Genomic DNA, 26200 nt, shown 5'->3' with positions numbered 1-26200 from the left:
TGTCGAGGCAAAGAAAAAGCCGAGGCCGGAATTCCGGGCCTCGGCTTTTTTGTTTCGCAACCGAGAGGCCTCAGTCCTCATTGGCGCCCAGCTGGGCCAGCACCTTGCCGCGGCCACGGGCGCGCAGGTAGAGCGGCAGCAGCACCGCCGTTGCCGCCAAGAGCAGCAGCACGATCGCGATCGGCGAATGCACCAGGATCATCGGGTCGCCCTGGCTGATAGCCAGCGCCCGACGCAGTTGCTGCTCGGCCATCGGCCCCAGGATCAATCCCACCACCACTGGCGCAATCGGATAGCCGAAGCGGCGCAGGCCGTAGCCGAGCAGGCCAAATGCCAGCAGCATGCCGAGCTCGAAAGTCGACGGATTGGCGCCGATGGTGCCAAGCGTCGCAAACAGCAGGATGCCCGAATAGAGCCAGGGCAGCGGGATGGTCAGCAACCTGACCCAGACGCCGATCAGCGGCAGGTTGAGCACCAAAAGCATCAGGTTTGCCACCAGCAGCGAGGCGATCAGGCCCCAGACGAGCTGCGGGTTGGTCGCAAACAACAGCGGCCCGGGCTGCAGGCCGAACTGCTGGAAACCGGCGAGCATGATCGCGGCGGTCGCCGTGGTCGGCAGGCCGAGCGTCAACAGCGGCACCAGCGTGCCGGCCGCCGATGCATTGTTGGCAGCTTCCGGGCCGGCGACACCTTCGATGGCGCCATGGCCGAACTCTTCGGGCTTTTGCGCCAGGTTCTTTTCCACAGAATAGGACAGGAAGGTGCCGATTTCGGCGCCGCCGGCCGGCATCGCACCGATCGGGAAGCCGATCGCGGTGCCGCGCAGCCATGGCTTCCATGAACGGCGCCAGTCCTCGCGAGTCATCCACACCGAACCCTTGATCGCCTGGATGGTCGAATCGCCGCCCTTGCTGGCGGCGACGCTGAGCGCCTCGCCGACGGCGAACAAGGCAACCGCAAGCGTCGTCACCTCGATGCCGTCAAGCAGGTCGGGAATGCCGAATGCAAGGCGCGCCTGGCCGGTCTGCAGGTCGATGCCGATCAGACCGAGCCCAAGGCCGATGAACAGCGCTGTAAGACCGCGCAGCGTCGAGTCACCGAAGGCGGCGGAGACGGTCATGAACGCCAGGATCATCAGCGCGAAATATTCGGCCGGACCGAAGGACAGCGCCATCTTGACGACCGTCGGCGCAACGAAGGCAAGGCCGATGGTGGCGATCAGGCCGGCGACGAACGAGCCGATGGCGGCGGTTGCCAGTGCCGGGCCGCCTCGCCCGGCGCGCGCCATCTTGTTGCCTTCGAGCGCCGTGACGATCGAGGCACTTTCGCCAGGCGTGTTGAGCAGGATCGACGTCGTCGAGCCGCCATACATGCCGCCGTAATAGATGCCGGCGAACATGATCAGCGAACCGGCGGGATCAAGCTTGTAGGTGACGGGCAAAAGCAGGGCGACGGTAAGTGCCGGGCCGATGCCGGGAAGAACGCCGACAGCCGTGCCGAGCGTCACGCCGATCAGCGCATAGAGCATGTTCATCGGCTCGAGTGCCGTGAGCAGCCCCTGCGCGAGCAGACCAAAGGTATCCATTTAGAGCCGAGCTCCCTTGATGATCGCTCAGAACAGCAGGTGTTCGAGCGGGCCGGCGGGCAGCGAGAGCTGCAATCCCTTAGCGAAAATGACCCAGACGACGAACGAAAGCACGATGCCGATCGGGATCGTCTTCCACAGCAGCCCGCGTCCGAACGCGCGTGCTGTCGCGGCGAAGAGCAATCCGGTGGCGATCGAGAAGCCGGCTGCCTTGAGCAGCAGCATCTGGGCGGCAAGACCGCCGACGATCCACAGGATCGGGCTGATCTCTTGTTTCTCGCGCTCGGGGAAATCACCGCGGAAAGCTTCGAAAACCGTCCAGATCGACAGGCCGAAGAACGCCACGGCGATCACGTAGGGAAAGGTTGTCGGGCCGACGCGGGCATAGCTGGCGCCGGCGCCATGGCTGGCGGTGCTCCAGGCGATGACGACAGACACCGCCATAAGCAGGGCGGCGATGACAAGCGCCGCCCAATCGGGGCGGCGCCTTTCTTGTTGCTGGTTGTCCAGGCTCATTTCACCAGGCCGATGTCTTTCAGGATCGCTGCGGTGGACTCGGTGTCCTTCTTCAGCTGCGCTGCGAAGTCGTCGCCGGCGAGGTAGGTGTTGGCCCAGCCCTTGTCGGCGAGGATCTTCGTCCACGAAGCCGAGGTGACCATCTTTTCGACGTCGGCGAGCACTGCCGCCTTCTGCTCGGCCGAGATGCCGGGAGCGGCAGCGACCATGCGCCAGTTCTGGATCGAGACGTCAACGCCGCCTTCCTTGAAGGTCGGTGCGTCGATGCCTTCGACCTTGGCGTCGGACGAGATGCCGATGATGCGGAGCGTGCCGGCCTTGATCTGCTCGGCGAATTCGCCGTAACCGGAAATGCCGACCGTCACCTGGCCGCCGAGGATGGCGGCAAGAGCCTCGCCACCGCCGGAATAGGCGATGTAGTTGACCTTGGTCGGGTCGACGCCGATGGCCTTGGCAATCAGGCCTGCCGTGATGTGGTCGGTGCCGCCGGCAGAGCCGCCGCCCCAGGAAACCGCGCCCGGATCGGCCTTGAGCTTGGCAACGAGGCCAGCCATGTCCTTGATGTCGGAAGCGGCCGGAACGACAAGCGCCTCAAACTCGCCGGTCAGGCGGGCAATTGGGGTGACCTGGTCGAGCGTCACCGGCGAGGCGTTGGTCAGGATCGCGCCGACCATGACGTAGCCGCCGACGATAAGCTGGGCCGGGTCGCCATTGGCCTGGTTGACGAACTGGGCGAGGCCGATGGTGCCGCCGGCGCCCGGAACGTTGTTGACCTGGACCGAGGCGGAAATCTTCTCGTCCTGGAGCGCGGTCTGCATCGAGCGCGCGGTCTGGTCCCAGCCGCCGCCAGGGGCCGCAGGTGCCATGATCTTGTAGTCGGCGGCCGCAGCCGGCAGGGCGAGCGCGCCTGCGACGATGGTGGCCAATACGAACTGCTTCATTGCTGTTCCTCCCTTGCCCGCATGCGCGGGGCAGATGCTTTTCAGTTTCGAGGCCCGCGCCAGGGCAGCGTCTCGGCATTTCGGGGGAAGGAACTGGCCGGCCAAGGGGCCTGCCATCAGAGCAGCGTTTCCCGGCCCCTCTGCCCGGCGATAGGATCGCCGTCGGGTAGCCGTTGCGGAAACGTGTTCGAAATCCTCCCGAACTTTCCGAGCCTCGCCGCCTCCAACGGATGGGCCAAAACTTCCCTATCGCAGCAACCTGACATCAGACTGACACCGATGCAACAGCTTGGGAACATCGCCGGAATCACGGGCTGCGCAGCGCCTCGTTCCAGCGCTCGATGACACGGGAGCGCTTGACCTGGTCAAGATAGACCATCAGTCCCGGGCTGACCGGCACCGGGCGCAACTGCCCGCCAAGAACCTCCTGCATGCGGTTGGCGGTATTCTCGCCCGAGACCTCCGGATTGACGGCTGCGATATGCAATTGCCGCGCCATCACCGTCTGGCCCTCGGCCGACATGAAATATTCGAGATAGCGGCGGCCGAGATCCGACGACTTGGCGGCAGCCGGCACCAGGCCGATGCGCGACATGACGACGGTGTAGTCCTTGGGCAGGACGATGCCGACGTCGGGGTTCCGCGCCGCCCAGTCGGCGGCATAGGAGCCCAAGATGTTGTAGCCGAGCACGAAACGGCCGTCGGCGATGCGCTCGAGGATGGCGCCACTGGTCGAATAGAGCTTCACGCCCGCCGCCCCCATGGCGCGGATCACCGACCAGATGTCGGGGTACTGCTCCTGGTCGCGCGCCATGAACATGAAGCCGACGCCGGAACGCTCGATGTCGTAGGTGGCGATGCGGCCGTAGAACCTGTCGCCCTGCGTCTTGAGGAATTCGACGAACTGGCCGCGCGTCGCCGGCGGCGGCGCGTCCTTGAAGCTCGGCTTGTGGTAGACGAACACCGCCGGCTCGAAGGTCAGCGCATAGGCGGTGTCGCGCCAGTTGGCCCAGCGCGGCCAGCGATCCGACAGCGGCAGCCGGCTTTCCTGGGCATAGCCGTCATTGGCGAGCTTGACCTGCAGGTCCATGGCCGAGGAAAAGGCGATGTCGGCGGTGCCCTTGCCGGCATCCGTCTCGGCGACGACGCGGTCATAGATGTCGACCGTCTGCAGATCCTCGTAGCGCACCGCCACGCCGGGGTTTGCCTTCTGGAAGCCTTCGATCATCGGCTTGGCCAACGGCGCGTCGAGCGACGAATAGACAACCAGCGTGCGGGCGTCGGCGGCGCCATTCAGCGCCGGAAAGACGGTGACTTCGGCCCAGGCGGGCGATGAGAGGCAGGCAAGGACGGTGAAAATGGCCAGACGCATGATCGCCAGACCATGCAACAGCCGGGCGAGCCGCACAACGGCGAAGCGCTATCGACGCGCATGACGGGCACTGGACCTTTGCCTAGCGAATAGGCATCGTTCGAACGGGCGGGCAAGGAGAATTCGGGTGCGCATTCTGGTGGTCGAGGACAATGCGACGCTGGCCGGGGGGCTGGCGGCGGTGCTCAAGGGCAGCGGCTATGCCGTCGACGTCGTCGGCGACGGCGCCTCTGCCGTGGCAGTGCTTGCCACCGAGCGCTTCGACCTCGTCATCCTCGACCTCAACCTGCCGGAAATGGACGGGCTCGACGTGCTGCGCACCATGCGCGGGCGCCAGCACGACGCCGCGGTGCTGATCCTGTCGGCGCGTCATTCGCTCGACGAGCGGGTCAAGGGTCTCGACCTCGGCGCCGACGACTACATGGTCAAGCCGTTCGACGTCGGCGAGTTGGAGGCGCGTGTGCGCACGCTGTTGCGCCGCCGCGCCGGGCTCAAGGCGTCGACCGTGTCGTTCGGCGACGTGACGCTCGACCTCACCACGCGCAGCTTCTCGTCGCACGGGGCGGCCATCGACATCCCGGCGCGCGAACTGGCGCTGCTCGAGACCCTGTTCATGCGCGCCGGCAAGGTGGTCGCCAAGCAGGCGATCATCGAATCGCTCGCCGGCTTCGACGAGGATTTGAGCGCCAACGCTATCGAGCAGTATGTCAGCCGGCTGCGCAAGCGGCTGGCGCCCTATGGGCTGACCGTCCGCACCGCCCGCGGCATCGGCTACTACCTCGAAAAGCTGCCCAGCGCCTGATGGCCCGAGCCAAACCATATTCACTGCGCAGGCGGCTGCTGCTCTGGCTGCTCGTGCCGCTGGTCGCCCTGGGCCTGGTCGCGCTCGCCGACACCTACAACGAGGCGGTCGATACCGCCAACGCCGTCTCCGATCGCGTGCTGGCCGGCTCGGCCCTGGCAATCGCCGAGCGGGTGGTGGTGGCAGAAGATGGCGCGCTGGAGGTCGACATCCCCTATGTCGCGCTGGAAATGCTGACCTCGGCGGCGCAGGACCGCGTTTTCTACCGCGTCGACGGCCCTAGCGGCTTCATCACCGGCTACCAGACCCTGCCCGTCATCGAGGGGCTGGAGCAGGAGGAAAGCGGCTATACCGACGCCAGTTTCCGCGGCGAGCCGATCCGGCTGACTTCGCTGTCCCGTGCCGCCTCGACGGGCGCGAGTTCGATCCCCTTCGTGGTCACCGTGGCAGAAACGACGATTGCCCGCACCCAACTGGCGCAGACGATCCTTCTGCGCTCGGCGCTGCGCCTCGCCATCCTGATCGGCAGTGCGGCAGCCATCGTCTGGCTCGCCGTCACCTTCTCGCTGCGCCCGCTCTACCGGCTGCGCGACGCGATTGCCGAGCGCAACCCCGACGACCTGCATCCGATCGAGCAGTCGGTGCCCAAGGAGGTGCGCGGCCTCGTCGACACCGTCAATTCCTTCATGGGCCGGCTCGGATCGGCGCTCGGCGCGATGCGCCACTTCACCGGCAATGCCAGCCACCAGTTGCGCACGCCGCTGACCATCATCCGCACCCAGCTTGCGCTCGCCTCACGCGCACATTCGCTGGAGGAAGCCCGGCAGGCGGCGCGCATCGGCGACGAGGCGGTGGCCCATGCCGAACGCGTCATAGCCCAGCTCCTGCTGCTCGCCAAGGTCGACGAAGCCGCGTCCGACCGGCTGAAAAGCCTCGACGCGGTCGATCTCACCGCGCTTGCCCAGCAACTCACCGCCGACCGCGTGACCCAGGCCCATGCGGCAGGGATCGATCTGGGTTTCGAAGGCGAACAGGCGTTGTTCGTCCGCGGCGAGCCGATGCTGCTCAGCGAAATGATCCGCAATCTGATCGAAAACGTACTGGCCTACGCAGGTGCGGGCACGGAAGCGACAGTCAAGGTGCTCGACCAGGGTGCCGACGTTGTGCTGGAGGTTGAGGACACCGGGCCAGGCATTCCGGCTACCGAGTTGGAAAACGTACGCCAGCGCTTCGTCCGTGGGCGGGAGGGCGACAAGCCGGGCGCAGGCCTCGGCCTGCCCATCGTCGAGGAGATCGCCTCGCTGTTCGGCGGCCGGCTGGAGCTTCTGGCGGGTGCGGATGGGTGCGGGCTCAGGGTTCGGGTGGTGTTTGGGAAAGCGGAGGCGTGACGGTTAGCCCCTTCTCCCCTTGTGGGAGAAGGTGGATCGGCGCGTAGCGCCGAGACAGATGAGGGGTGTTGGACGGAGCTCCACGCCGCACATCCAGCATCCCTCCGCAGTTCGTTTTGCCAGACCGAGTTCTTCCAACACCCCTCATCTGCCCCTTCGAGGCACCTTCTCCCACAAGGGGAGAAGGGGAAGTGCCGCCCGCCTACACCCTGACGAAGGTCAAATATGCAGGCGTCCGGTTTTCGCGGATCGCCTTGGCCTCGTAGCGGGTACGCGTCCAGCCTTCGTAGGGCGTGTGCCAGTCGGCAGCGTCGGCCGCCTGCCACTCGAAGGCAGCGTGGGCGCGGCAATGCAGCAGCGTCCAGTTGACGTAGGTATCGATGTCGGAGGCGAAGCGGAACTTCGCGCCGCTCTTCAGCACGCGGGCGAAGCGGTCGAGATTGACCGGGCTGACGAACCGGCGCTTCCAGTGCTTCTTCTTCCGCCACGGGTCGGGATAGAGCAGGTCGATGCCGGCGAGCGACGCCTGCGGCAGCCAGTCGAGCAGCTGGGTCGCATCCTCGTCGTACAGGCGGATATTGGCGAGCGGCTGGCCGTCAAGAGCCGTCGTCATCTTGGCCATGCCGTTGACGAAGGGTTCGATGCCGATGAAGCCGTCGTCGGGATTGTTCGCGGCGATATGGCGAAGATGCTCACCGCCGCCGAAGCCTATTTCCAGCCTGACCCTGGAAACCGGGGCCGCAAACAGCGTGCGCAGGTCGTCAGGTGCCAGGGTCTTGATGTCTATGCCCATGCGGGCGAGCCCATTTTCAAGGGCGATCGCCTGATGCGGGCGGACAGGCTTGCCGCGCCGCCGCCCGAAAAAGGCTTCCGTCGTGCGGCTGCGGCGCGGTTCCTGTTCCATGTAACCTACAGTCGCCTCAGGCGGCGACCGCTTCCTTGCTGGCTACGGCGTCCTTGAGCGCCTTGACCAGGTCAGTCTTCTCCCAGGAGAAGGAACCGTCGCGACCAGCCTTGCGGCCGAAGTGGCCGTAGGACGAGGTCTTGGCATAGATCGGCTTGTTGAGGTCGAGGTGGCGGCGGATGCCAGACGGCGACAGGTCCATGACCTGGCGCAGCGCGTCTTCGAGCACCGCTTCGTCAACCTTGCCGGTGCCGTGCAGGTCGACATAGACCGACAGCGGCTGGGCAACACCGATGGCATAGGCCAGCTGGATGGTGCAGCGGTCGGCAAGCCGGGCGGCAACCACGTTCTTGGCCAGGTAGCGCGCGGCATAGGCTGCCGAGCGGTCGACCTTGGTGGTGTCCTTGCCGGAGAACGCACCGCCGCCATGCGGGGCAGCGCCGCCATAGGTGTCGACGATGATCTTGCGGCCGGTGAGACCCGCGTCGCCGTCTGGACCGCCGATGACGAACTTGCCGGTCGGGTTGATGTACCAGTTGCAGTCATTGGCGATCTCGAGATCGCCAAGGGCTTCGCGGATGTAGGGCTCGACCACCTTGCGAACCTTGCCCGAATCCCAGCTGCCGTCGAGGTGCTGGGTCGAAAGCACGATCTGCGTGACTTCGCGGGCCTTGCCGTCCTGGTAGCGGACGGTGACCTGGCTCTTGGCGTCCGGGCCGAGCATGCCTGCGTCGCCCTTGTTCTCGTGCCGGGCGGTGGCCAGCAGTTCGAGAATCTTGTGGCTGTAGTAGATCGGAGCCGGCATCAGGTCCGGTGTCTCGCGGCAGGCATAACCGAACATGATGCCCTGGTCACCGGCACCTTCTTCGCCCTGGCGGTCGGCGGCGTTGTCGACGCCCTGGCCGATGTCGGGCGACTGGCCGTGCAGCAGCACGTCGATCTTGGCGGTCTTCCAGTGGAAGCCGGCCTGCTCGTAGCCGATGGCGCGGATGGCCTTGCGGGCCACCGACTTGAACTTCGACGGATTGACGACCGGATGGCCAGCGGCGTCCTTCACGATCTGGCCGTTCTTGTCTTTCTTCAGCAGCGTGTCGGGCACGCGAACTTCGCCGGCGATCACGACGCGGTTGGTGGTTGCCAGGGTCTCACAGGCAACCCGGACCTTCCACGGATCCATGCCGGTCTTCTTGGCTTCACGGTAGACGAGATCGACGATCTCGTCGGAAATGCGGTCGCACACCTTGTCGGGGTGACCTTCGGATACGGATTCGGAAGTGAAAAGATAATTCTGCCGCGACACGGGATGTCCCCTCTTGGAAAGGATCGGCGCTATGCCGATCGGTTTGGCGCGTCACGTGTTAGCGAAGCCTGCCGGAACTCGTCAAGCAGGCTTTCGTCGCGGAAGGCCGGTTATTGCGAGGGCGTGGCGACGGCGCACCGCCGCCGCTCTCGCGCATCGGCCGGAAATCGGAACCGATTTCCGGAGAGCACGATGCACAGTTCAGGCACTTGGAGCGCCCGTTGTGCGCCCTTTCGGACGCACGGCGCTCGCTGGCATTATTGCTCTTCGTCGTCGGCGAGGACCTTGGCCAATTCGATGACCTTGCGCCGGACCTTGGGGTTCGAGATCCGGGCAAAGGCGCGGTTGAGCTGCAGGCCTTCGGCGCTCGAAAGAAAATCGACCACGAAGCTGGTGGAAGAGTCCTCGGCAAGCCCCTTGTGCTCACCGCCATCGGCCCCTGGAGCGTCTTCGAAGAAGAATGCGACCGGCACACTGAGGATCGAGGCGATGGCCTGGAGACGACTCGCTCCAACGCGATTGGTCCCCTTTTCGTACTTCTGAATCTGTTGGAATGTAATACCGAGGCTTTCTCCGAGCTTCTCTTGGCTCATTCCCAGCATGTTGCGTCGCAGGCGAATTCTCCCGCCGACGTATACGTCGGTCGGGTTTGGTTTTTTCTTGTTCTCTTTTTCCACTGTCTTTCCTCGCCGGATTTTTCCAGCTTATTATTGGGCAGGTAGCCCCGTTCAGGGCAATTTATAGCGTCCGGGCATGAACGCCGATTGGCACAGCCTGAAGCCGCGCGGTGGCATATGAGTTTCTAACAATAGCAGTGTCAATTCGCCCTGAGCCTCTGTCTGAGCTTCAAGCCACTTGCCGCTACGGCAATAAGGAACATGATCAGGAAACCGTTAACGCGCGAAAACGGCGGCGAGGCAGCGCCGGAGGCGGCCACCGGAAGCGAGACATCGATGGTGCCGCGAACATTCATCGCAAGTGCATCCACAACTCGCCCGCTCGGGTCGACAATGCCGGAAATTCCTGTGTTGGCCGCGCGCAGGACCGGCAACCCGTTTTCGACCGCGCGGATCTGCGATTGCCGGAAATGCTGATAGGGACCCGGAGTATCGCCAAACCACGCGTCGTTGGTGACATTCACCATAATCTGAGTTGACGCCGCGTCAACTGCAACGAGAGCGGGAAAGATTATTTCATAGCAGATGAAGGCCGAGGCCTTGATGCCGCCCGGCAGGGCGAACGGGCGCCGGTCCGTACCGGCGACAAAATTCATCGGGCCGGCCACCAGTTGCGTCAGGCCGACACGCTCCATCAGGCCTGCGAAGGGGATGTATTCGCCAAACGGCACCAGATGGACCTTGTCGATCGAACCGACGATCTCGCCCTTGTCGTTGATGCTGACGACCGAATTGTAATAGCGCGTTTCCGTGCCGGCTACCGATTCGCCCTCGTCGCGGACAATGCCGGCCATCAGCATCTGGCCTTCGGACAGCATCTCCCCGATCGCCACAAGCGCATCCGGCCGCTCGGTGAACAGGAACGGCACCGAGGTTTCGGGCCAGATGATGAGGTCCGGCTTCGGGGCGCCAGCCTTCGGCGCCTCGGCCGACTGCTGCAGCATGCCGGCGAAGATGCGGTCGCGGACGCTGCCATCCCATTTTTCGCTGAGGTCGATGTTCGGCTGGACAATGCGGACGTTGATCGTTTGCGCCGGCGCCGCGGCGGGCGCTGCCAGCTTGAAATAGCCGTAGGCAGCGTGAGCGGCGACGAGCACCACGGCCAACGCGGCACCGAGCTTGAGATTGCGCCGGTCAGCCAGCAGCGCCGGCATGGCGAAGACGAAGACGGCCAGCACGTTCATGCCGACGACGCCGATTGCAGCCACGCTCTGCATCAGCGGCGGCACCGGCATCGCGGCAAAACCGAGCGGGTTCCAGGGAAATCCGGTGAACAGGAAGGTGCGCAGCCATTCGGCCAGGCCGAATGCAAAGGCCAGCGCGAAAATGCGGCCGATGCCGTCGCTCCACAACAGTCGTGCCAAGGCCGCTGCGAAACCATGGAAGAAGGCCAGGATCAGTGGAATGCCGACAACCGCCAGGGGCAGTGCCCAGGCAAAACTGTCGGCCTCGACCAGAAGCGCGCCGCCGACCCACCACAGACCCGCCAGGAAATAGCCGAAGCCGAACCACCAGCCAACGGCAAAGGCCGGCCTTAGCTGCCGCAGGAAGCCTGCCGGCCTATCGGCGACGGCGCCGTCGATGAGCCAGACCAGGATCGGGAACGAAACAAAGCAGGCGGCGAAGAAATCGTAGGGCGCCTGGCCCAGGACTGCCAGGGCGCCGGCCAGAAAGGCCACCAGTGCCCGCTTCCATCCCCACAGCAGAATTATCCGCCCAGCAAGGCGCGCCATCCTGTCCCCTCGTCCAAGAATCACGGATCGAAGGTGTAGCAGCACCGCGAGGCGGCACCAAATGGCGGACCGCCCCGGCCGGCCAGGCTCACGCCTGTTCAGCCTTGGCGCGGCGGCGGCGCTCGCTCTTGACGGAGTGGACGATGCGGACACGCTTGACCCGGCGCGGGTCGGCGTCGAGCACGTGGAACTCGAAGCCCGGTATCGCCTGCACCACCTCGCCGCGCGCCGGCACGCGGCCGAGCGCGTTGAAGATCATGCCGCCGATGGTATCGACATATTCGCTATGCTCGCCGGCAGAGAATTCCTCGCCGAGAACCTTTGCGACCTCCTCGATCTCGGCCTTGCCGTCGACGACATAGACACCATCGCCGGCCTGGGTGATCATCGGCTCGTCGTCGTCGTGCTCGTCCTCGATGTCGCCGACGACCATCTCGACGATGTCCTCGAGCGAGACTAGCCCGTCGGTGCCGCCATATTCGTCGATGACCAGCGCCATCTGGGTGCGCGTCGCCTGCATGCGGGTCATCAGGTCGGATGCGAGCATGGAGGGCGGCACGAACAGCACGGTCCGGACGAGGTTGAGATCGCCGATGCTGCGCTGGAGGTCGACCTGCGCCAGGTCGAGCTGGGCTTCGGCGGCCTGCGCCTTGCGTGAGCGGCCCTTCTTGACGCGGGCACCACGGGTGATGTGGGCAAGCACGTCGCGGATATGGACCATGCCGCGCGGATCGTCGAGGGTCTCGACATAGACGGGCATGCGCGAGTGGCCGGACTGCTCGAAAACAGACAACAACTCGCCGAGCGTGGTGGAAAGCTCGATCGCCTCGATGTCGGCGCGGGGCACCATGACGTCCTCGACGCGCACTTCGCGCAGCCGCAGGATGTTGTTGAGCATGGCGCGCTCGCCGGGCGAGAACGAGTCGGCGTCGCTGCCGGTCTCGGCCAGCGCGTCGACGATTTCCTCACGGATATTGGTGCCGTTGCTGCGGTGCCGGAAAAGCCTGGTCAGCCGCTCGATGAAGGATGGCCGCTCGGCCTGCGTGTCGTGCGTCGCGGTTAACGGCGCACTGGTACTAGGTCCGTCCTCGGTCTGGTCGGAGGCCCTTGCCGCGGTTCCCGGTTCGGGCGTGGCGGCAGTCTCTGTTTTGTCGTTCATCTTCTTCCGGTCGATTGCTCGTCCCTGTTACGCGTAGGGATCGGGAATGGCAAGCCTCGCCAGCGCCCGGCGTTCCAGCGCTTCCATCTCCTCGGCCTCCTCGTCGGTCTCGTGATCATACCCCAAAAGATGCAGGAGTCCGTGGATTATGAGGTGGGTGATGTGGTTTTCGAGCGTCTTGCCTTCAAGCTCGGCCTCGCGGGCCACCGTCTCGCAGGCGAGCACGATGTCGCCGAGCATCGGCGGCAGCGGATCGCCGGGCGCCACCGGAAAGGCCGGAAACGACAGCACGTTGGTCGGCTTGTCCTTTTGGCGCCATTCGGCGTTGAGCTTGCGGATCGCCGCGTCGTCGGTGAAGACCAGGCTCAGTTCGACGCCGTCGGCAGCTTCGACCTCGGCTTCCGCGAAAGCCGCAGGCACGGCGCGGTCGACCAGCGCCCTGAGCGCATCCTCGCCCGGCCAGGCGCCCTCCTCGACCATCAGGTCGATGTCGAGGCCGCCCTCCACGCCGGAAGACGGCGGTAAATCCTTGTCAGGCATTGCCAAATTCGTTCCCGGTCAACCCTCGGTGCCAAGGCCGCGGGCGACCTTGCCGTCGCGGTCATAGGCCCTGACGATCTCGGCGACGAGCGGATGGCGAACCACGTCGGTGTCGTTGAAGCGCACCGTCACCGCACCCGGCACGCCGTCAAGGATGCGCAGTGCCTCGACCAGGCCCGACTTGGTGTTGGGCGGCAGGTCGATCTGGGTCGGATCGCCAGTAATGATCATGCGCGAGTTCTCGCCGAGGCGGGTCAGGAACATCTTCATCTGCATCGAGGTGGTATTCTGCGCCTCGTCGAGGATGACGGCCGAGTGCGCCAGCGTGCGGCCGCGCATGAAGGCGAGCGGCGCGATCTCGATGACCTCGGCGGCAATGGCACGCTCGACCTTGTCGGCCGGCATCATGTCGTAGAGCGCGTCATAGAGCGGGCGGAGATACGGATCGACCTTTTCCTTCATGTCGCCGGGCAGGAAGCCGAGGCGCTCGCCCGCCTCGACCGCCGGTCGCGACAGGATGATGCGCTCGACCATGCCGCGTTCGAGCAGCATGGCGGCGTGGGCGACCGCGAGATAGGTCTTGCCGGTACCGGCCGGGCCGATGCCGAACACCAGTTCGGAGCGCTCCAGCGCCCGCATGTAGGCGTCCTGGTTGAGCGAGCGGGCATAGATCGTGCGCTTGCGCGTCGAAATCTGGGCGGCGGCCATCTTGCCCTTGCGCTCGAGCGTCGGCAGCGTCAGCTGATCGTCTGGGGCAACTGCCATGCGGACGGCGCCGTCTACGTCGGACTGGGCCAATTCGCCGCCTTTCTGCAGGATGGCATAGAGATGGTCGAGGGCGCGGCGTGCCTGCTCGGCTGCGGTGGCGCTGCCCTTGATGGTCAGCTGGTTGCCGCGCGAGCGAATGTCGACGCCGAGCTTCTGTTCGAGACGGGCCAGGTTTTCGTCGAACTGGCCGTAAAGCGCACTGGCTAGCTTGTTGTTGTCGAAGGTCAGTACGATGTGCGCCATGTCAGACGCCCCGGAGGGCAGGTTCTTGAGTTCAGCAGCGCTCAACCGTCTCTCCTCATCTGCCGTACGGCCGATCAGACCGCTTCGGCGAACAGGCTGTTGGTACCTGTCTTCGTGATTCGCACATCAACAATGTCACCGATTTCGCCGGCCTTTTCATCAACAATAACCGGTTGTAACCAAGGCGATCGTCCGACGATCTGTCCGGGCTCGCGGCCGGGCTTTTCGATCAGCGTCGAAATCGTCATGCCGACCAGTCCGTCGGCGAAGGCGTGCTGCTGCTTGGTGATCAGCTGCTGCAGCCGCTGCAGGCGCTCGTCCTTGACCTTTTCCTCGACATGGCCGTCCATTTCGGCGCCGGGCGTGCCGGGGCGTGGCGAATATTTGAACGTATAGGCCGAGGCGTAGTTGGTGGCGCGCACGATCTCCATCGTAGCCTCGAAATCGGCATCCGTCTCGCCCGGAAAACCGACGATGAAATCGCCCGACATGGCGATGTCGGGGCGTGCCGCGCGGATGCGCTCGATCAGCCGGAGATAGTCCGATGCCGTATGCCGGCGGTTCATCGCCTTGAGAATACGGTCGGAGCCCGACTGCACCGGCAGGTGCAGGTAGGGCATCAGTGCCGCGAGGTCGCGATGGGCTGAGATCAACTCGTCATCCATGTCGCGCGGATGGCTGGTGGTGTAGCGCAGCCGGGCAATGCCGGGGATCTCGGCGAGACGGTAAAGCAGGCGGCCCAGCCCCCATTCCTTGCCGTCGGCGCCCTCGCCGTGCCAGGCGTTGACGTTCTGGCCCAGCAGGGTCACCTCGCGCACGCCGGCCTCGGCCAGCCTTTCGGCCTCGGTGACGATCTGGGCGACGGAGCGCGAAACTTCCGAACCCCTGGTATAGGGCACGACGCAGAAGGTGCAGAACTTGTCGCAGCCTTCCTGCACGGTCAGGAAGGCGGTGACGCCGCGCCTGGCGACTTCGGACTTCCTTGGCTGCGGCAAGTGCTCGAACTTGTCTTCGAGCGAATATTCGGTCTCGACGACCTTCTGGCCGCCGCGCGCCTTCTTCACCACTTCCGGCAGGCGATGATAAGTTTGCGGGCCGACGACGAGATCGACCGCCGAAGCGCGGCGCAGTATCTCGCGGCCTTCGGCCTGGGCGACGCAGCCGGTGACGCCAACGATCAGTTCGCGGCCGCTTTCCGCCCGCTCCGCCTTGAGCTTGCCCAGGCGCCCGAGCTGCGAATAGACCTTTTCGGCAGCCTTTTCGCGGATATGGCAGGTGTTGAGCAAGATGAGGTCGGCGTCCTCTATGGCCTCGGTCGCCGCATAGCCGTCAGCCGCGAGCGCATCGCTCATGCGCTGCGAGTCGTAGACATTCATCTGGCAGCCATAGGTCTTGATGAAGACCTTCTTGGCAGCGCTGGTGCTTGCCGCGGCGACCTCACCAGAGGCTGCCGGCATGATTTCAAACATATCGTCGAGTTCCATGCCGCGCCTATTACCGCCTTTCGGCGGCAAAAAACAGACGCTTTACGCCTTTGGTGCCGCCAGCCTTGGCTGGAAGACGTGGGAGCCGTTTGGACGGCAGGGCCACCACATCGCATCCTGGCCCCCGGCTCAAGTCGGGGTTTTTGTTTGTGCCTGGAACGCAAAAAGCCCCACCACCTTTTCGGCAGCGGGGCGATCCTTTCAAGGATTAATGCTTACTTCTTTGAGAAGGGCTGGGTAGCCGACCCACTGGCCAAGGCCTTGCCACTCGCGTCAAGCGCCTTCACCGTGATCTTGTAGGGATGCGTTCCCGCAGGCGGGCAAGGCCCTTTGTATTTGAAGGCACCATAGGGGAGCTGGGACTGTCCCTTGAACGCCACCTTGCCGCCCCCGTGGTTGAAGCTTGCATTCTGATCGATCATCTTGATCTCAAGATTTACCGTTCCCTGCGGCACATTCGACAGTGCAATCGGTGGAGACTTCGGGTCCAGGCACTTTTTCGTCGGACCCCAATCAAATGAAACGCCCATACCGGCAGCAAAGGCATTCGAGCCTGCGAGCATCAACGCTCCGGCAAGCATTAGTCTAACCATCTCTTCCCCGTTCGGTATGGCTGAAGGCCCCCTCCATAAAACCCGGCCGCGGCAACCTTTAGTATGCCTACGATCCCTCGTCGTTTGCCAGGTGAACATATTCGTTGGCAGTGTTACACGCAGCCGATCGTTACGGGAGGATCGATGGAAACGCTAAAACTCGTCGCTTGGTATGCATCACTAGCCAGCGTGCCTGTGATCATGATCATTGCAGGGTCATTCGCCAGAGATAAGAGATGGCAACAGGCAATCACCGCAGCCGCGTCGGCCATTGCCCTAGCCGTGATCTTGATAACCGATCGCATGTGATCTCCCTACTCCGGCATGACCACTCACCCGATCTTCGGCGTTGGCGCCTTGTTGGAGCTGCTCTATCTCGGTGAAAAAAGCCAAAGTTCGTCAATCGTGAGCACAAAGGGACTTCGCCACGAACCTCCAAAGTGGAAGCGTACCGAAGATCCTCTGATGACTCGGCGTCGCGTACATAAGACAGTCAGATCTTGGGGCCCCCGGCTCTTGCCGGGGTTTTTTGCTTTTCTAAACTGGTGCTATCCAGGCCCCACAGGCGAAGCTGCGGCACCGTCGGCCATTCGATGAGACGTGCAGGCAGTTTCCCTCGGCGAATGCTCAGCGCGCCGGATGCGGCTCGGCGAGCGATTGCAGCATCATCGTCCGCACCCGCTCCTCCATCAGCCGCGTCGCCTCCTTGCGGCTCGACTTGGCCGAGAAATCGATCGGCTCGCCGAAGCGTATCTCGACGTCGAGCCCGCCCTCGGCGAGCAACTGGCCGACATGCGGCACCAGGTCCATGTCGCCGATCCAGCTGGCGATCGGCCGGTGCTGGCGGCCCATCGGCAGACCGTGGATGCGGGTATAGGCGATCGAAACCGGCTGGATGACGACGTGAGCGGCAGCCCCCTCGGCAATCGCCATCGAGGCGGCGCCGAACAGCGTGCTCTTGAACGGCAGAAGCAGGTTGCCGTCGCCGGTGCTGCCTTCGGCGAACAGCACCATGGCGTTTCCGGCGGCAAGGCGCTGGGCGATCTCGCTCGCCTGGTCGCCCGACTTGCGCTTGCGCTCGCGCTCGACGAACACGGTGCGCTGCAGCCGCGACAGGAAGCCGAAGACCGGCCAGCCGTTCAGTTCCGACTTGGCGATGAAGGTGACGTCGACCAGCGAGCCGAGCGCCATGATGTCGGTCCACGAGACATGGTTGGCGGCGATCATCAGCGGCCGGGTTTCGACCATCTTGCCGACGATGCGGACGCGCATGCCGAGCCCCCAAAGCATGGCGCGATGCCAGATCTTGAGGATGAACGTTTCCGGCCACAGGCCGGTCTTCATCGAGATGACCTGCAGCGGTACCAGCACCAGCGAGGCCGCAACCATCCAGAAGAGCGCGAGCCCCGTGCGGATCTTTCCGATCATGTAGCCCTCAAAGCCCCCGAACGGGCCTCTGGCTAGCGAAGATCGAGCCGCATGACAAGCGCGCCCGTCGCCCCCTGCGCCGACTGGTAGTAATTCGGGCGCTTGCCGACCTCGTGGAAGCCGAACTTGCGGTAGAGGCCTATCGCCGCCGCATTGGTCTCGTCGACCTCGAGGAACAGTGCTTCGGCGCGCTGGGCGTGCAATTCACGCAACACGGCGTCCATCAGGCGCCAGCCGAGGCCATGGCGACGATGCGACCGCGACACCGCGATGGTCAGGATTTCGGCTTCGCCCGCCGCCAGCCGTGCCAGCACGAAACCTGCCGGCGCTTCCGCGCCGTGGCCGACCTCACGGACGGCAAAACCGAAAACCGTGTCTTGTGCGAGCAGCGACGAAAACTCCTCGCCTGACCATGGGCGCACGAAATCTTCGCGGTGCAGGGGTGCGATGGCCGCGCTGTCGTCGACCGAGAGCGGCAGGAGCGCAAAGTCGCGGCGCAGCGGCCAGAACGGCAATTTCATTTCTGTTCCCTCGCCAGCACGAAGCCGGCTTGCGGCTTGGCGTCCGGTGCTCTCAGGTAAAGGGGCTTGGGCCGGTCGCCGGGCTGCTTGGCGGCGGCCAACCGGGCATAAGTGCCGATATCTGCAGTCGCCGCGAGCGGGCCGATTTGCAATGCCTTGTCCACTCCGACCGCATTGGCGATAGACTGGGCTGCGGTTCCTGCTAGCGCCATCGGCGCGGAAGAGGCGATCTCGACAGCCTCGGCCAGCGACAAGACGGCAGGTTCGCGAAGAGCCTTTCCGTTCGCATCGTACAATGCCGCATGAAGCTCCTCGCGCCCCGCATCGAGGGCTGCCAGCACCTTCATCGGCCCGAGCGCCTGGTATGTTTCATAAGCAAGCGCTTCAAGCGTGGTGACCCCGACTGCCGGGATTTTCAGCGCCAGTGAAAAGCCGCGCGCGGCTGAGACACCGACACGCACGCCGGTGAACGATCCGGGACCGGTGGACACGCCGATCCGTCCGAGATCGGCATAGGCCTTGCCGGCCTGCGCCAGCGCCTCTTCAATGACGGCCATCAGGTGCTCAGCATGGCCCTTGCCAAGATCGCGTACGCAGCGGCCGAGTTCGCGACCAGCGTCGGCATCGTGGATACTGGCGGCACAGAGGCTTGCGGCACAGTCTATGGCGAGCAGGATCATGATGCGCTCCAGGCAGAATGGCGCAAGGCAGGGCGTTGCACGCCCACCTCTGGCCTGCCGGCCAGGGGGGAGATCAGCCGCGTTGAACGCGCCGCCCGCTGGACAGCATGGGCAAGGGGTTGCGCCGTCGCGATTGGTCGATCTCCCCCCTTGTGGGGGAGATGGCCGGCAGGCCAGAGGGGGGCAACGTAGAGCGCTGTCATAACTATCAGGCTGTCAAAATCACATCGGGCATCATACCCGAGAATTCTAAACTCTTTCCCTGGCCTTGAGCTCCAACCTGCGCTTGTGGAGGACCGGCTCGGTGTAGCCGTTGGGCTGGGCGCGGCCTTCGAAGACGAGGTCGCAGGCGGCGCGGAAGGCGGTCGACTGGTCGAACTCGGGCGCCATCGGCTTGTAGAGCGGATCGCCGACATTCTGCCGGTCGACGATCGCCGCCATGCGCTGGAGAGAGTCCATCACCTGGATGTGCGAGCAGACGTCGTGGCGCAGCCAGTTGGCGATGTGCTGGGAGGAGATGCGCAAGGTGGCGCGATCTTCCATCAGGCCGACGTCGTTGATGTCGGGCACCTTCGAGCAGCCGACGCCCTGGTCGATCCAGCGCACGACATAGCCCAGGATGCCTTGCGCGTTGTTGTCGAGCTCGCGCTGGATCTCGTCGGGCGTCCAGTTGGGACGGACCACCACCGGCACCGACAGGATGTCGTCGAGACGCGCCTTGGGACGGCTCTTCAGCTGGTCCTGGACCTGGTGCACGTCGACCTTGTGGTAGTGGGTGGCATGCAGCGTGGCTGCCGTCGGCGACGGCACCCAGGCGGTGTTGGCGCCGGCTTTCGGATGCGCGATCTTCTGCTCCAGCATCGCCGCCATCAGGTCGGGCATCGCCCACATGCCCTTGCCGATCTGGGCATGGCCGGACAGGCCGCATTCCAGCCCGGTGTCGACGTTCCAGGCCTCGTAGGCATTGATCCACGGCGCCTGCTTCATGTCGCCCTTGCGCACCATCGGACCTGCTTCCATCGACGAGTGGATCTCGTCGCCGGTGCGGTCGAGGAAGCCGGTGTTGATGAACACCACGCGTTCCTTGGCGGCGCGGATGCACTCCTTGAGGTTGATGGTGGTGCGCCGCTCCTCGTCCATGATGCCCATCTTGATGGTTTTCCTGGGCATGCCGACAAGGCGCTCGACGCGGTCGAAGATCTCGACGGCAAAGGCGACTTCTTCGGGGCCGTGCATCTTCGGCTTGACGACATACATCGAACCGGCGCGGCTGTTCATGCGGCGGCCATTGGCGCCGACGTCGTGCAGGGCGATCAAGGCGGTGATCGCCGCATCCATGATGCCTTCCGGCACCTCGTGGCCGTCGCGGTCGCGGATCGCCGGGTTGGTCATCAGGTGGCCGACATTGCGCACCAGCATCAGCGAGCGGCCGGGCAGCGAGACCGAAGCGCCGTCCGGGCCGGTATACTCACGATCGCCATTGAGCCTGCGGGTGACCGGCTTGCCGCCCTTGTCGAAGGTTTCCGACAGGTCGCCCCGCATCAGGCCGAGCCAGTTGCGGTAGACCACAACCTTGTCTTCGGCGTCGACCGCTGCCACCGAATCCTCGCAGTCCTGGATGGTGGTCAGGGCGGACTCCAGCACCATGTCCGAAATACCGGCCGGATCGGTCTTGCCGATCGCGCTGTCGCGGTTGACCACGACCTCGACATGCAGGCCGTTCTTCACAAGAACCACCGCATCCGGGTTTTCCGCCGCACCGCGATAGCCAGCGAACTGCTTTGGCTCGCGAAGCGAAACCGAGCCATCAGCTGTCGCCAGCTTCAGCACCCCGCCCTCGACCGAAAGCCCGGTCACATCAGACCAGCTGCCAGACGCCAGCGGCGCCGACTGATCCAAAAACGCCTTGGCCCAGGCGATGACCTTTTGGCCGCGCTTCGGATTGTAGCCCTTGGTCTTCTCGGCGCCGTCGGCATCGGAAATGGCATCGGTGCCGTAGAGCGCGTCGTAGAGCGAACCCCAGCGCGCGTTCGCCGCGTTCAGCGCATAACGCGCGTTCATCACCGGCACCACCAGCTGCGGCCCGGCGACGGTGGCGATCTCGGGGTCGACATTTTCCGTCGTCACCGCAAAGGCCGGGCCCTCCGGCACGAGATAGCCGATCTCGGACAAGAACGCCTTGTAGGCCGCCATGTCGTGCGGCGCGCCATGCTTGCGGTACCAGGCGTCCAACTTGAGCTGGAAGTCGTCGCGCTTTTCCAAAAGCGCCCGGTTCTTCGGCCCGAGATCGTGCACGATCGCGGCAAACCCCTCCCAGAACGCATCCGCCTCGACACCCGTGCCGACCATCGCTTCCGACACCACGAAGTCGTGCAGCTCACGCGATATCGAAAGGCCAAAGAGTTCGACGGTGTCGGTCATATCATGCGCTCCAAAATTCCGGCGCCGCAGGGGCGTTCAAAACAAGGTTTTCGGGCGTTTGGCACGCAAAGCCCGCAGGGTCAATTCGTCCAATGTTGCAAAGCAGCATTGATTTGCCGCGCAGCGCCGCCGCAAATCGATTTAGCCGTCAACCCGCTATCCGGGGCCTGCCCGCGGCAATCGCCAGGACATGCGCTTCGATGAACATGCGCTGGCCCTCGACCGTCGAGACCTTGAAATCGACCGTCACATCGATCTCGGCGGCATCGGTGCCGGCATCGCGCGCCTTGGCGGCGACGATGGCGCGCGCTTCCACCTCGGCCAGCGCCATCGCCGAGTCCTCGTCGATGAAGTCGCGCACAAGCTCGCCGACCGCCACCCGGAACAGCCCCTCCTTGGGCTGGCTGACGCGCGCCTCGGCGGTGACCCTGACCTGGCCGACCACGGCGCCCAGCGCGTTGGCGACGTCGGTGTCCTCTGGCACCACGCATTCGTTGCCGACAAGCTGTGGCAGGCCGGCATAATGCAGCGGGGCCGAGGCGCCTAGGCCGATGACCGGCCGGTCGAGCGCGACCGTGAAACGGGCGATGCCGGGATGGGAGTCGACCGCGCGCTGCACCAGCGCATGCGCGACGGTGGCCGCGCCGTCGAGCCCGTCTTCGGCAAAGGCGGTTTCGAGGATCACTTCGGCGGAGAGCCGGGTCAGCGTCGCCAGCACCCGCTCGGACAACGCCTCCGGGCTCGCGGCGATCGGCTGGCCGCGGCCGTCGCGCTTGCGGGCGAACAGCTCGGCGCCAAGGCGTGCGGCCGCCTCGTCCCAGTTGGCCTGGCGGCCGAGAACATGGGCGGCGTCCGAGGGGGTGAAGCCGCAGACATGGACCAGCCCGCGCGACACCAGCCTGTTGAGCGTGGCGTTCTGGGCGTTGGAGGTGAGCAGGCGGTCGATGGGCTGCGGCACGGCCGTGATCTGGTCGTAGAGTTTGGCTTCCGGTGCGGTCAGCCCGGCGGCGAGATGTTCCGGCACGCCAGTACGGACGGCAAAGCGGCCGTCCATGCGGCCGGGATTGGGCGCGCGCAGCTGGCGCTCCAGCTCGCTCGTCACCGCTTCGCCATGCATCATGCCGGCGAGCGCCAGCGGCACGACGCGCCGCGGCCCGAGCGACATTTTGGGCTGCAGGCCACCCTCTTGCAGCAAGACTTCCGAATCCCCGCCTAGGCCGAAGGTGCGCATGGCGACCGCCTCGACCATGGTGCGGAAACCGCCGACCGTGGCGCCCTCCGGGTCGAGCCGCGGGCGGCCATGGTCGAGCACGGCAACGTCGGTGGTGGTGCCGCCGATGTCGGAGACCACGGCGTTGTCGAGGCCGGTCATGTGGCGGGCGCCGACGAGGCTGGCGGCGGGGCCGGACAGGATGGTCTCGATCGGCCGCTGGCGGGCGAATTCGGCCGACACCAGCGCGCCATCGCCGCGCACCACCATCAAGGGCGCCTTGATGGTGCGCTTTTCGAGGAAACCTTCGGTGGCGGCGACGAGGCGATCGATCATCGAGATCAGGCGGGCATTGAGCAGCGTGGTCAGCGCCCGGCGCGGGCCGCCGAGCTTTGCCGACAGCTCGTGGCTGGCCGTGACCGGCAGGCCCGTCTTCTGCCTGATCAAATCCCGCGCGGCGATCTCGTGGGCCGGGTTGCGGGTGGCGAAATAGGCGCAGACGGCAAAGCCCGAGACGGATTTCGCCAGTTCGGGCAAGGCCGCTTCCAGCGCCGCAAGATCGAGGGTCCGGGCGTTGCCGTGGACGTCGTGGCCGCCTTCGCACAGCACCAGCGGGTCGGTGCCGAGCGCGGTCTTGAGCCCGTCGCGGGCGAGGTCGGCCTCGGAAAAGCCGATCATCACGAGTGCGACGCGCCCGCCCTGGCCCTCGACCAGCGCGTTGGTGGCGAGCGTGGTCGACATCGACACCAGCTTGATGGCGGCGGGGTTGACGCCCGCCCTGTCGAGCACCGCGCCGACCGCACCCGAAATGCCCTCGGCCAGGTCGTGGCGGGTGGTCAGCGACTTGGCCTTGGCCAGCACCTTGCCCTGCGGGCCATGCGCCTCGGACCACAAAACGGCGTCGGTGTAGGTGCCGCCGGTGTCGATGCCGAGGAAAAGCGGGGCGTGGTGGCTGGGGTTCATGCGCTGGTGTTCCGGAGTTCTTGATCTCCGTCCCGCTTAGCCGATATGCCGGCCAAAGGAAAATTGGCCAGCCGCCTGAAACAAGGGGGTCAGCCATCGCCGCGCGCCTCGTGGAGGGCGAGGATACGGTCGGTTTCGGCGCGGATCCCGGCCCGCATCTTCTCGACGATCTCGACATCGAGCGGCACGCAGGGCGGGATGAACGGCTTGAACGGAAACGACCAGTCGTCCTCGGCGCGGCGGCCGGTGCATTTCCTGAGCCGCCGGCAGGCACGCAGCGGGCATTTGCACACGAAACCAAGATGGGCGGCGAGCAGCTGGAACAGGCCGAGATAGATGCCCTTGGCCTCGGCGTGCTCCTGCTGGTCGCGCAGCACGCAGGCCCATTGCGCGTCGGTGCACCAGGGCTCGCGCGGGAAACTGTTGATCCTGAAGCTGGGATACCAGCGCTCTTCGGCTTCGGTCATGTCGGGCTCCTGTGGGTTGGGGTTGCTGGCACGCTTCCTTCTCCCCTTGCGGGAGAAGGTGTCGCCGAAGGCGACGGATGAGGGGTGGTGGAAGAAACGGAGGCATCCAGACGAAGACTCCAGATGATGAACGGCCTGAAACGTCGAGCTCCGTCCAACACCCCTCATCCGTCTTGGCGCTGTGCGCCAATCCACCTTCCCGCATGGGGAGAAGGCAAAGACGCGCTTCCCCGCTGCCACGCCCCGTTGCCGGTCTGGCCATTGAATGAGTTGGGAAGACGGGCGGTCGCGGGATCGCTCGGCTATGTCTAAGTGCGATCTCGCGACCGCCCGTCCGGCGATTTATGTTCCCGTCCGTTCCGCTTCCGGGCCCGGGCATTAACGCCCCGGCCCCACTAGCGCATCGACCAGCGCACCCGGGCCGTAGTGCCCGAGGGGGAACCCTTGGACGGAACCTCCCCGGGCGGCGGGCTACGCTGGCCCGTCGCCGGAGGCGCCGGCCCCTGCCCACGCAATCACCGTCATGACCGGTGTTCCCGCGGCAGGGACGGGATGGATTGTACGGGAGGTCTTTGGGGGGTGGAGAAAGGGCGGCAGGTATCAACGGGGTTTGGTGACATGGGGTGACGTCGTGCACCGCTGGAGTGTCCTGCACGGCTGCGGCAGTTTCGATGTCACGGCATGGATCCCCGGGTCTCCGCGCGTCGCTTCGCTCCTGCTCCGCCCGAGGATGACGAAGGCATGTTGCTCTCGGCTAATCGCCAACGCCGGAGCAGATTGCCCGGAACCAGCGGGCCGGAACCGGTAAAACTGCTCATTTTCACGAGCGCGAACGCCTGGATTTTGCGCCGGCGTTGGCGATTGGCGAGGGCACCCAAACGCGCTCGTCATCCTCGGGCGGAGCAGGAGCGAAGCGACGTGCGGAGACCCGGGGATCCATGCCGTAACGCTGGAAAAGCCGCAGCGGTGCAGAACTCAAATCGAAAAAAAATTCAAAACCGTGGAGAAATTTTCCCCGCTCAGCCCTGCGAAATCTGCTCGTCCTGCTCGACGGTCAGCGGCTTGACGCCTGCCGGCAGCGGCTCGACGGCCGGCTGCACGGCGGCAGGCGGGGCAGCCACGGGCGCCGTCGGCACCGGCGCGCGGGCAGCGCAGGCGGAGAGGGTTGCCAGGGCAAGGAGGACGGCGAGCAATTTCATGGAGCGGCGTTAGGCGGAAGGTGTGGCGGGATCGCGGCGGCAGATGAGCCCGGGGGGCGGCCAAGGTCAAGCCGCCCCTGACAACTCCTGACAGCAGCCTGTCAGTAGGCATCGGCTACTCTCCTGCAAACCCTGAGGAGGATGGCATGAGCGGCTTTGACGATTTCGATTTCCTGATCGGCGACTGGACGGTGACCAACGAACGCCTGCGCGAGCGGCTGGTAGGCTCGGATGCGTGGGAAACGTTTACGGCGTTCTCGCACATCGAAAAGGTGATGCAGGCGCCCGACGGCACCTTTGGCGGCAATCTCGACCAGATGGCGGTGCCCGAGCGCGGTTTCACCGGCATGACGCTTAGGCTCTACAATCCCGAAACAGGGCTGTGGTCGATCTACTGGAGCGACACGAAAAGTTTTCGGTTGTTTCCGCCGACGGTCGGGCGGTTCGTAGACGGACGCGGCGCGTTCTTTGGCGATGATGTCGAGGGCGGCCAGCCGGTGCGCGTGCGGTTCCTCTGGACGCCGGGGAAAAGCCCACGCTGGGAACAGGCGATGTCTAGGGATGGTGGCGAGACGTGGGAGGTGAATTGGGTGATGCGGTTTGGGAGGTGAGTATTTCATACCGCTTTGAGTAAATAGCCAATGGCTACCCGCAGTCATCGGTTATTAACCCTTTTATTCTTTTAATACTCCTCAAGATCGGGGACCGGTTCATGGACGCTACGTATCACCTAAACGGCGGCTTCAAGCCAACGATGAAACGGTTTGCCGATTTAGCTGGCCCCGATTACTTTCCGACACCCGCATGGGCGACACATGCGTTGATGGATAATGAGACTTTTAAGGGCGAGATATGGGAGTGCGCGTGCGGCGACGGTGCCATGTCCCGCATTCTCGAAAGCCGCGGCAACTCTGTGCGAAGTTCAGACCTATATGATCGCGGGTATGGGCAGTCTGGCGTAGACTTCACGCGAGCCACCGATCCGGTAGACAATATCGTGACAAACCCGCCTTACAACAGTGCGGAAGAATTCGTCCGCACTGGCGTTACTATTGCGCGCAACAAGTTTGCATTGCTTTTGCGACTGGCCTTCTTGGAAGGCGCAAACCGCGCTCGTACAATTTTCAGCGACTGCCCACCGGCACGGGTTTGGGTTTTCAGCGAAAGAATAACGTTCTACCCAGCAGGAGCAGTTCAGTCCGGCTCGGGCACAACAGCATATGCTTGGTTCGTTTGGGACAAGTCCGTTTCCGATGGTACCGAGCTAAGATGGCTGCAACCCGGCTACAAAGCGCGTTTCGCCTAA

Annotated in this window: 25 protein-coding genes; 5 read left to right on the top strand and 20 right to left on the bottom strand. The window is 64.7% G+C overall.

Annotation, left to right across the window (positions count from 1 at the left end; genetic code table 11):
• Positions 1 to 70: 70 nt before the first annotated feature.
• The 4 genes from WHT83_RS07900 to WHT83_RS07885 all read right to left on the bottom strand — a co-directional run bounded on the left by WHT83_RS07900 (position 71) and on the right by WHT83_RS07885 (position 4414).
• Positions 71 to 1585, bottom strand: coding sequence for a tripartite tricarboxylate transporter permease (locus WHT83_RS07900; protein WP_108605401.1), 1515 nt, complete (start codon positions 1583 to 1585; stop codon positions 71 to 73).
• A gap of 27 nt (positions 1586 to 1612) precedes the next feature.
• Positions 1613 to 2101 carry a tripartite tricarboxylate transporter TctB family protein gene (locus WHT83_RS07895; RefSeq protein ID WP_406873483.1) on the bottom strand — a complete coding sequence of 163 codons (489 nt, stop codon included), beginning with the start codon at positions 2099 to 2101 and terminating at the stop codon, positions 1613 to 1615.
• A complete protein-coding gene (locus WHT83_RS07890) occupies positions 2098 to 3042 on the bottom strand; it encodes a Bug family tripartite tricarboxylate transporter substrate binding protein (protein ID WP_406873482.1) in 945 nt (314 codons plus the stop codon). The genes WHT83_RS07895 and WHT83_RS07890 overlap by 4 nt, the downstream gene beginning before the upstream one ends.
• Positions 3043 to 3349: 307 nt before the next feature.
• The gene (locus tag WHT83_RS07885; protein WP_183264172.1) at positions 3350 to 4414 is read right to left on the bottom strand and encodes an ABC transporter substrate-binding protein; all 1065 of its coding nucleotides are present in this window, start codon (positions 4412 to 4414) and stop codon (positions 3350 to 3352) included.
• A gap of 127 nt (positions 4415 to 4541) precedes the next feature.
• Between WHT83_RS07885 and WHT83_RS07880 the strand changes: the two genes are divergently transcribed.
• Positions 4542 to 5216 (top strand): response regulator transcription factor, encoded by a 675-nt coding sequence (locus tag WHT83_RS07880; protein WP_183264173.1) that lies wholly within the window; start codon positions 4542 to 4544, stop codon positions 5214 to 5216.
• Complete coding sequence (locus WHT83_RS07875) at positions 5216 to 6604, top strand: sensor histidine kinase N-terminal domain-containing protein (protein WP_406873481.1); 1389 nt, start codon at positions 5216 to 5218, stop codon at positions 6602 to 6604. Before WHT83_RS07880 ends, WHT83_RS07875 begins: the two co-directional genes overlap by 1 nt.
• Before the next feature lie 202 nt (positions 6605 to 6806).
• Here the strand turns inward: WHT83_RS07875 and WHT83_RS07870 are convergent, their stop codons facing one another.
• The 9 genes from WHT83_RS07870 to WHT83_RS07830 form a co-directional block, all read right to left on the bottom strand.
• On the bottom strand, positions 6807 to 7508 hold the full coding sequence (locus WHT83_RS07870) for a tRNA (guanine(46)-N(7))-methyltransferase TrmB (RefSeq protein ID WP_406873480.1): 702 nt from the start codon (positions 7506 to 7508) through the stop codon (positions 6807 to 6809).
• 16 nt (positions 7509 to 7524) lie between these two features.
• On the bottom strand, positions 7525 to 8808 hold the full coding sequence (metK, locus tag WHT83_RS07865; RefSeq protein WP_108605407.1) for a methionine adenosyltransferase: 1284 nt from the start codon (positions 8806 to 8808) through the stop codon (positions 7525 to 7527).
• A 257-nt stretch (positions 8809 to 9065) separates the two neighbouring features.
• The gene (locus WHT83_RS07860) at positions 9066 to 9485 is read right to left on the bottom strand and encodes a helix-turn-helix domain-containing protein (protein ID WP_055980869.1); all 420 of its coding nucleotides are present in this window, start codon (positions 9483 to 9485) and stop codon (positions 9066 to 9068) included.
• A gap of 140 nt (positions 9486 to 9625) precedes the next feature.
• Positions 9626 to 11218: an apolipoprotein N-acyltransferase gene (gene lnt / locus WHT83_RS07855; protein ID WP_406873479.1), complete on the bottom strand. Its 1593-nt coding sequence runs from the start codon at positions 11216 to 11218 to the stop codon at positions 9626 to 9628.
• Positions 11219 to 11306: 88 nt separating this feature from the next.
• Positions 11307 to 12377 carry a hemolysin family protein gene (locus WHT83_RS07850; protein WP_406873478.1) on the bottom strand — a complete coding sequence of 357 codons (1071 nt, stop codon included), beginning with the start codon at positions 12375 to 12377 and terminating at the stop codon, positions 11307 to 11309.
• A 27-nt stretch (positions 12378 to 12404) separates the two neighbouring features.
• The gene (ybeY, locus tag WHT83_RS07845) at positions 12405 to 12917 is read right to left on the bottom strand and encodes an rRNA maturation RNase YbeY (RefSeq protein WP_406873477.1); all 513 of its coding nucleotides are present in this window, start codon (positions 12915 to 12917) and stop codon (positions 12405 to 12407) included.
• Positions 12918 to 12935: 18 nt separating this feature from the next.
• Positions 12936 to 13928, bottom strand: a complete 993-nt coding sequence (locus WHT83_RS07840; protein WP_404801294.1) for a PhoH family protein — start codon at positions 13926 to 13928, stop codon at positions 12936 to 12938.
• A gap of 74 nt (positions 13929 to 14002) precedes the next feature.
• Positions 14003 to 15412, bottom strand: coding sequence for a tRNA (N6-isopentenyl adenosine(37)-C2)-methylthiotransferase MiaB (gene miaB / locus WHT83_RS07835; RefSeq protein WP_318762690.1), 1410 nt, complete (start codon positions 15410 to 15412; stop codon positions 14003 to 14005).
• A 215-nt stretch (positions 15413 to 15627) separates the two neighbouring features.
• Positions 15628 to 15993, bottom strand: a complete 366-nt coding sequence (locus WHT83_RS07830) for a phospholipid-binding protein (protein WP_406873476.1) — start codon at positions 15991 to 15993, stop codon at positions 15628 to 15630.
• 156 nt (positions 15994 to 16149) lie between these two features.
• Here WHT83_RS07830 and WHT83_RS07825 point away from each other — a divergent pair, with 156 nt between their 5' ends.
• A complete protein-coding gene (locus WHT83_RS07825) occupies positions 16150 to 16314 on the top strand; it encodes a hypothetical protein (protein WP_159091502.1) in 165 nt (54 codons plus the stop codon).
• Between the two features lie 318 nt (positions 16315 to 16632).
• Here the strand turns inward: WHT83_RS07825 and WHT83_RS07820 are convergent, their stop codons facing one another.
• The 7 genes from WHT83_RS07820 to WHT83_RS07790 form a co-directional block, all read right to left on the bottom strand.
• Positions 16633 to 17433, bottom strand: a complete 801-nt coding sequence (locus WHT83_RS07820; protein ID WP_183264180.1) for a 1-acyl-sn-glycerol-3-phosphate acyltransferase — start codon at positions 17431 to 17433, stop codon at positions 16633 to 16635.
• Positions 17434 to 17465: 32 nt separating this feature from the next.
• On the bottom strand, positions 17466 to 17954 hold the full coding sequence (locus tag WHT83_RS07815; RefSeq protein WP_108605416.1) for a GNAT family N-acetyltransferase: 489 nt from the start codon (positions 17952 to 17954) through the stop codon (positions 17466 to 17468).
• A complete protein-coding gene (tsaB, locus tag WHT83_RS07810) occupies positions 17951 to 18634 on the bottom strand; it encodes a tRNA (adenosine(37)-N6)-threonylcarbamoyltransferase complex dimerization subunit type 1 TsaB (RefSeq protein WP_183264181.1) in 684 nt (227 codons plus the stop codon). The genes WHT83_RS07815 and tsaB overlap by 4 nt, the downstream gene beginning before the upstream one ends.
• Before the next feature lie 249 nt (positions 18635 to 18883).
• Positions 18884 to 21055: a malate synthase G gene (locus WHT83_RS07805; protein WP_406873475.1), complete on the bottom strand. Its 2172-nt coding sequence runs from the start codon at positions 21053 to 21055 to the stop codon at positions 18884 to 18886.
• Between the two features lie 148 nt (positions 21056 to 21203).
• A complete protein-coding gene (locus tag WHT83_RS07800; protein WP_406873474.1) occupies positions 21204 to 23228 on the bottom strand; it encodes a hydantoinase/oxoprolinase N-terminal domain-containing protein in 2025 nt (674 codons plus the stop codon).
• Between the two features lie 89 nt (positions 23229 to 23317).
• Positions 23318 to 23695: a hypothetical protein gene (locus tag WHT83_RS07795; RefSeq protein ID WP_108605421.1), complete on the bottom strand. Its 378-nt coding sequence runs from the start codon at positions 23693 to 23695 to the stop codon at positions 23318 to 23320.
• 1019 nt (positions 23696 to 24714) lie between these two features.
• On the bottom strand, positions 24715 to 24894 hold the full coding sequence (locus WHT83_RS07790; RefSeq protein WP_406873473.1) for a hypothetical protein: 180 nt from the start codon (positions 24892 to 24894) through the stop codon (positions 24715 to 24717).
• A 146-nt stretch (positions 24895 to 25040) separates the two neighbouring features.
• On the opposite strand from WHT83_RS07790, the gene WHT83_RS07785 reads away from it, so the two are divergent.
• Positions 25041 to 25505 (top strand): hypothetical protein, encoded by a 465-nt coding sequence (locus WHT83_RS07785; protein WP_406873472.1) that lies wholly within the window; start codon positions 25041 to 25043, stop codon positions 25503 to 25505.
• Positions 25506 to 25606: 101 nt separating this feature from the next.
• Positions 25607 to 26200, top strand: coding sequence for a hypothetical protein (locus tag WHT83_RS07780; RefSeq protein WP_406873471.1), 594 nt, complete (start codon positions 25607 to 25609; stop codon positions 26198 to 26200).

The organism is Aminobacter sp. P9b (assembly GCF_045345995.1).
GTDB classification, from domain to species: Bacteria; Pseudomonadota; Alphaproteobacteria; order Rhizobiales; family Rhizobiaceae; genus Aminobacter; species Aminobacter niigataensis.
The sequence above is the reverse complement of the archived record's forward strand: the minus strand, read 5'-3'. Positions and strand labels throughout refer to the sequence as shown.

What these genes read in the sequence shown, in the direction of transcription:
- miaB (WP_318762690.1), bottom strand. Translation starts at nt 15,412, where the DNA reads ATGGAACTCGACGATATGTTTGAAATCATGCCGGCAGCCTCTGGTGAG.
- WHT83_RS07805 (WP_406873475.1), bottom strand. Translation starts at nt 21,055, where the DNA reads ATGACCGACACCGTCGAACTCTTTGGCCTTTCGATATCGCGTGAGCTG.
- WHT83_RS07800 (WP_406873474.1), bottom strand. Translation starts at nt 23,228, where the DNA reads ATGAACCCCAGCCACCACGCCCCGCTTTTCCTCGGCATCGACACCGGC.
- WHT83_RS07900 (WP_108605401.1), bottom strand. Translation starts at nt 1,585, where the DNA reads ATGGATACCTTTGGTCTGCTCGCGCAGGGGCTGCTCACGGCACTCGAG.
- lnt (WP_406873479.1), bottom strand. Translation starts at nt 11,218, where the DNA reads ATGGCGCGCCTTGCTGGGCGGATAATTCTGCTGTGGGGATGGAAGCGG.
- WHT83_RS07885 (WP_183264172.1), bottom strand. Translation starts at nt 4,414, where the DNA reads ATGCGTCTGGCCATTTTCACCGTCCTTGCCTGCCTCTCATCGCCCGCC.
- WHT83_RS07780 (WP_406873471.1), top strand. Translation starts at nt 25,607, where the DNA reads ATGGACGCTACGTATCACCTAAACGGCGGCTTCAAGCCAACGATGAAA.
- WHT83_RS07875 (WP_406873481.1), top strand. Translation starts at nt 5,216, where the DNA reads ATGGCCCGAGCCAAACCATATTCACTGCGCAGGCGGCTGCTGCTCTGG.
- WHT83_RS07870 (WP_406873480.1), bottom strand. Translation starts at nt 7,508, where the DNA reads ATGGAACAGGAACCGCGCCGCAGCCGCACGACGGAAGCCTTTTTCGGG.
- WHT83_RS07895 (WP_406873483.1), bottom strand. Translation starts at nt 2,101, where the DNA reads ATGAGCCTGGACAACCAGCAACAAGAAAGGCGCCGCCCCGATTGGGCG.
- WHT83_RS07790 (WP_406873473.1), bottom strand. Translation starts at nt 24,894, where the DNA reads ATGAAATTGCTCGCCGTCCTCCTTGCCCTGGCAACCCTCTCCGCCTGC.
- WHT83_RS07850 (WP_406873478.1), bottom strand. Translation starts at nt 12,377, where the DNA reads ATGAACGACAAAACAGAGACTGCCGCCACGCCCGAACCGGGAACCGCG.
- WHT83_RS07840 (WP_404801294.1), bottom strand. Translation starts at nt 13,928, where the DNA reads ATGGCGCACATCGTACTGACCTTCGACAACAACAAGCTAGCCAGTGCG.
- WHT83_RS07890 (WP_406873482.1), bottom strand. Translation starts at nt 3,042, where the DNA reads ATGAAGCAGTTCGTATTGGCCACCATCGTCGCAGGCGCGCTCGCCCTG.
- ybeY (WP_406873477.1), bottom strand. Translation starts at nt 12,917, where the DNA reads ATGCCTGACAAGGATTTACCGCCGTCTTCCGGCGTGGAGGGCGGCCTC.
- tsaB (WP_183264181.1), bottom strand. Translation starts at nt 18,634, where the DNA reads ATGATCCTGCTCGCCATAGACTGTGCCGCAAGCCTCTGTGCCGCCAGT.
- WHT83_RS07830 (WP_406873476.1), bottom strand. Translation starts at nt 15,993, where the DNA reads ATGCTTGCCGGAGCGTTGATGCTCGCAGGCTCGAATGCCTTTGCTGCC.
- WHT83_RS07795 (WP_108605421.1), bottom strand. Translation starts at nt 23,695, where the DNA reads ATGACCGAAGCCGAAGAGCGCTGGTATCCCAGCTTCAGGATCAACAGT.
- WHT83_RS07815 (WP_108605416.1), bottom strand. Translation starts at nt 17,954, where the DNA reads ATGAAATTGCCGTTCTGGCCGCTGCGCCGCGACTTTGCGCTCCTGCCG.
- WHT83_RS07825 (WP_159091502.1), top strand. Translation starts at nt 16,150, where the DNA reads ATGGAAACGCTAAAACTCGTCGCTTGGTATGCATCACTAGCCAGCGTG.
- WHT83_RS07785 (WP_406873472.1), top strand. Translation starts at nt 25,041, where the DNA reads ATGAGCGGCTTTGACGATTTCGATTTCCTGATCGGCGACTGGACGGTG.
- WHT83_RS07820 (WP_183264180.1), bottom strand. Translation starts at nt 17,433, where the DNA reads ATGATCGGAAAGATCCGCACGGGGCTCGCGCTCTTCTGGATGGTTGCG.